This is a genomic window from Rickettsia endosymbiont of Culicoides newsteadi (assembly GCF_002259525.1).
Taxonomy (GTDB): domain Bacteria; phylum Pseudomonadota; class Alphaproteobacteria; order Rickettsiales; family Rickettsiaceae; genus Tisiphia.
In genome coordinates this window covers 1-4,543 of the sequence record NZ_MWZE01000098.1, presented here as the reverse complement: position 1 = coordinate 4,543, position 4,543 = coordinate 1, and the positions used below count along the sequence as shown (strand labels likewise).

Below are 4,543 nucleotides of genomic sequence, written 5' to 3'. Positions count from 1 at the left end.
AACTTATCCACATTCTTCGCTATTTACAACATCAATAATCTTTATTTTATATATTTAAAAGATTATTTTTTCAACTTGACACAGTTTGACGAACACTCCCTTTGTCATTCCTACTTCGGTGCGGAATTTAGCCCCCTGCCTTCGCAGGGGTGACACTAAGGTAAGCAGGGGTGACATTGAGTCCCTTGTCATTCCCGCGTGTAGGCGGGAATCTAGCCCTCTGCTTACGATAACTCTTTCTAAATTGTCCTAACCCCCTCTTTTTTATTATGTGGAGGTGGTGATATTAATATTTTAGATGACATATATGATTTTGCTGCCTGTCCTACAATTTTTGCTTTATCATGCAATTGTTCAAGTGCCGCTATCTTGCTTTTATCGTAAGAATATCCGTGCCATTTATTTTTTAAATACTGACAAATTTTTTCAACAAAATTTTTCCTTGGAACTATCACACCCGATGAAGTAGCTCGCTCTTTTACTAAATCTTTAGAAAATTTATTCATTGTATATTTGTCTGGTTGAGCAATAAACTTACTTAACTGATCAACAGTTTCTTTAGCAATATCGTTAATTGACTCTGCACTTAATTTATCGGTTTTTTTATCTTTTTGAGTTTCGATTGCTTGGTCAATTTGTTTTACTAACAAATCAGCTAAAGCCTCTTTAACACCATCTAGTCTTTTTAATGCTGTTATTGCTTTAGTCTCATCTTGTTCAGAATGTAAAATTTCTGAAATTTTTTCTGTTACAGCTTCTTTATATTGTTCCGCATTAAGAGCATCAGCTACTAATTCCTTCGATAAAGCACCATTACTCTTAATAATTGATAAAGGATCTTTGGCAGGACAGGATGCTTTGATTGTTTCTAACTTGCCAATAAATTGATTAGCAACCTCTCCAGTACCAGCTACATCAATTATTACTTGCTGTTTCGGTTCGGCTTCTCCTACTGTTCCTAATGTAGCTGTAATATTTATCGCCATAAAATCTTAGCTATCAAATTTTGTTCTCACCATCTCTCTGAGGTCTGAAAATGGAGCTAAAACGCACTTACTACAATCAAATATGGCTTTCTGTTCTCCAACATATGATAGATTATTATCTTTATCTATAATAATCTTCGACACAACACCATCTCTTAGCCACTCATTCATCATAACATCCGTACCATCCTTATAGTAGCAATCATTGTATGTTTTTGCTTTTAGTTTGTTAAATCCAGCTATACCACCAGCTATACCACCTTGATAATTTGCTGCTAAGATATATTCTGTTTGTTGTGTTGACAATTTATAATCATTGGTTAATGCCTTATGCATGTCTTGATAGGTTACTTTATACTCATCATCTTTACCTACCTTACACTGAGCTACTAGGTCTACTAGCCCCCCATTTGGAGTCTCAATATAAAAGACCTCTTTTCGTTCTATATCCTTATTAAATCTACGTTGTACTTCAATCTCATCTTTATAATCTTTGTCATATTTAGGATCAAAGCATTCTGCTATAAATTGTAAATTTTCATCCAAACTTTGTATAGCATCATCAGATGTAAAACTATGTGATTTCATAATATCTCCTTAAATATCTTTAGTTACTTAATTTCTCTGCTATCAAAATCACCGTCTCTCTGCCATCTAGAGACCATGTTTTTGATTTATACTTTAATCCAGCTATTTTACATTCAATTATTCTAAAATTATGTTTTTTAAAGATGGTAGTTAGTACATTTTGATCCATAAACATAAACGCTTCATCATTAATTGACACAAGCTGGTTAGAGCTAGTAACTGAGGTGTTTAGCCAATTTTTTACAGATTGAACATAACCAGGAAATGGTTCTTTATTTAATACTCTTTTCTCATATTCAGGAATAAACCTTTCATAACGCTTAACATATGGCGTAATAGCAATTGCATAAACCCTTCCTCCATCTTTTAACAGATTAAATATGTTGGCAACTGCCTTATCTAATTGCTCTGGAGAAAAGAAATGTAAAACCCGGGCTATCAGAATAGCATCATACTTATCATGAATTTCTAAGTTTGAAGTAATATCACCAGAGATAAATTTAATTTTATCTAAAGTTGATTGGTTTAATTTTAATGTTTCTATGTTGTGTGCTGCAATAAAAAGATGACGTTCATCAAGATCGTTTAAATGGTAAGTAACGTTATGTTGCTTCTTTAGTGTTTCCATCATAGCTTTTCCATAAGCCCCACCGATTTCTAAAACCATCCGGTTTTTTGAAAATTCTATAAATTTCTTTGTTACCTCATCTAATTGTGGTGACATTGCTCCTCTCTTATTAAGAGTTTGAATTCGACCATCATCATCTTCTTTAGGCTGCAATAATTTTAGATTATAACACTTGTTTTTTGCTTCTTCAAAGCTATATTCTGCTGCACATAGCTCATAATTTTTGCATAATACGATTAGTAAAATACAAGATATTTTTAAAATTTTAAACATTTGCTTTATTTACTTCTTAATTACAAATTACAATAGTAGATAATATGGTATGGTTATATAACTCTCCAGTATGGCAACAACGTCGATAACTTATATATTTCTCAGGATTACTATAGGTATCCTCTAATATCCTGGTTATATCTTTAACACCCGCTTCTTGCAATTGAAGTTCTACATAAGCTGGTAAATCAAACATATAATATCCTATTTTCAAGGAATTAATAAAGAATTTTGAATAATCAGCTCGTTGTTTTATAAAATTATCGTAATATTCCTGATCAACTTCATAAGAACATTGTTGAATACTAGGGCAAATAATAGCTTTGATGTTTTTAGCTCCTTTGTTGTGCATTAATTTTACCACATTATTAATGATACCGGCTTTAGCCCCACGCCAACCGCAATGAGCAGTCCCTATAACCATACCATCTTCGCTACTAAATAAAACAGGAACACAGTCAGCACTTTGTATTGCTAGCACTAGATTTTTTTTGGTAGTAACGGCTCCATCAGCTTCAATATCAGTATCAGTATCAATATCAAGATCAGCATCAATAACTTTGGTACCATGCATTTGTTGTAAAATGATAATGTTATCAGCATTATAATGTTGAACTACTGCTAACCTATTATTTTGGACAATTTCTAAGTTATTAGAAACACCAGACTTATTTTTTTTACTATAAACATGACTAGATTGCTTGAAGCTTTTATCAAAAATTTTATAATATACTTTATTCTTTACTAACTGATGCACATGACAACTCCACAGGATTTTATTTATAAACTATCAGATCATTTGCAAAAGAACAATGCATTGCAAAAAATCATCAACAAATTCCAAACAGACTATTCACTAACCCCTTGTATTGGAGTGGAAATAGAGTTTTATTTGAGCAAAAATATTGCTCCACTCGAATTGCAAACTCTGCTTGGCATAGTAGTTAAGAAAGAAAAAGGTGATAATCAATTTGAGATAGATTTACCACCTTCTACTAACATAATTGAGTATATAGGAAAAATTAGTAGCACTAAGTCTAAAATACAAATTATTGCAAAAAAATTGCAGGGCAAGGTAAATTTTTCTGCCAAACCATTTCCCAACGATTATGGTAGTAGTATGCATTTTCATGTAAATTTTATAGATTCTTCAACGTTATTGAGAGAAGATACTTTAGTAGCAGCGAAGCAAACTCTCCCAAACGTCATTGCGAGATCATGTAGTGATCGTGGCAATCCAGAAAAATTAAATTTGGATTGCTTCGTCGGCTCACGCCGCCTCGCAATGACGAGTTATAATACAAACGTCATTGCGAGATCACGTAGTGGTCGTGGCAATCCATATTCATTAGATATAATAGGACAGAGCATCTGTCATTATATGCTCGATAGTTTTTTGGTATTTATGCCGAATGAAGATGATTATCTTCGCTTAGATAAAAATTTTATGGCACCAACTAATGTGTCTTTTGGTAATAACAATAGAACTGTTGCTGTACGTATTCCTGACTCGTTTCCTAGAAGACTAGAACATCGAATAGCAAGCCCACTAACCGATCCTTATTTGGCAATTTTCACTATTTTAAATTCTATATTATTAGGTCTGGAATTTCCTGATAAAATTAATAATATCAGTAAAATATATGGTAATGCTTTTGATCAACAATATAATTTAGTGCCATTACCAAAATCATTAGCAGAAGCATTAGAATTATTTAATTTACAGTTTTTTTATCTAAACATTTTCTTTAAAAATTCTATAAAAAACTAATATCATTGCAAGAATGCGTTAGACGAAAAAGCAATTGTAAGTTGTCATTTACTTCTTTGCTCATAGGCTATTCTTTTTTGACTGTTCTATTTCTTTCTTTAAAACTTTTATTTCTTCAATGGTTAGTTCAGTAAATTCAATGATTTCATCTATTGGCTTTCTTTTAGCCAACATTTTCTTTGCCATGGTTATTTTACCCTCAGCTTTGCCTTTAGCTTCACCTTCTTTAAAGCTTTCTTCTAAAGCAATATCTTCCGCATCTTCCTGCAATTTGCATCTTACATATAAGTCGTATTC

Annotated in this window: 6 protein-coding genes; 1 reads left to right on the top strand and 5 read right to left on the bottom strand. The window is 32.2% G+C overall.

The window, feature by feature from the left end:
- Positions 1 to 239: 239 nt before the first annotated feature.
- From RiCNE_RS05985 to pgeF, 4 genes are read right to left on the bottom strand one after another with little or no spacing between them, the layout of a single operon-like run.
- Positions 240 to 986 carry a hypothetical protein gene (locus tag RiCNE_RS05985; RefSeq protein WP_094649675.1) on the bottom strand — a complete coding sequence of 249 codons (747 nt, stop codon included), beginning with the start codon at positions 984 to 986 and terminating at the stop codon, positions 240 to 242.
- 6 nt (positions 987 to 992) lie between these two features.
- Positions 993 to 1,574, bottom strand: a complete 582-nt coding sequence (locus RiCNE_RS05980; protein ID WP_094649674.1) for a hypothetical protein — start codon at positions 1,572 to 1,574, stop codon at positions 993 to 995.
- A gap of 19 nt (positions 1,575 to 1,593) precedes the next feature.
- The gene (locus RiCNE_RS05975) at positions 1,594 to 2,475 is read right to left on the bottom strand and encodes a class I SAM-dependent methyltransferase (RefSeq protein WP_094649673.1); all 882 of its coding nucleotides are present in this window, start codon (positions 2,473 to 2,475) and stop codon (positions 1,594 to 1,596) included.
- Positions 2,476 to 2,491: 16 nt separating this feature from the next.
- Positions 2,492 to 3,232 (bottom strand): peptidoglycan editing factor PgeF, encoded by a 741-nt coding sequence (gene pgeF / locus RiCNE_RS05970; protein WP_094649672.1) that lies wholly within the window; start codon positions 3,230 to 3,232, stop codon positions 2,492 to 2,494.
- Here pgeF and RiCNE_RS07735 point away from each other — a divergent pair, their 5' ends adjacent.
- Complete coding sequence (locus RiCNE_RS07735) at positions 3,233 to 4,246, top strand: type I glutamate--ammonia ligase (RefSeq protein ID WP_192866949.1); 1,014 nt, start codon at positions 3,233 to 3,235, stop codon at positions 4,244 to 4,246.
- A 60-nt stretch (positions 4,247 to 4,306) separates the two neighbouring features.
- Here the strand turns inward: RiCNE_RS07735 and RiCNE_RS05960 are convergent.
- The coding region (locus RiCNE_RS05960; protein ID WP_239832731.1) for an RpnC/YadD family protein at positions 4,307 to 4,543 on the bottom strand (237 nt) is incomplete at its 5' end.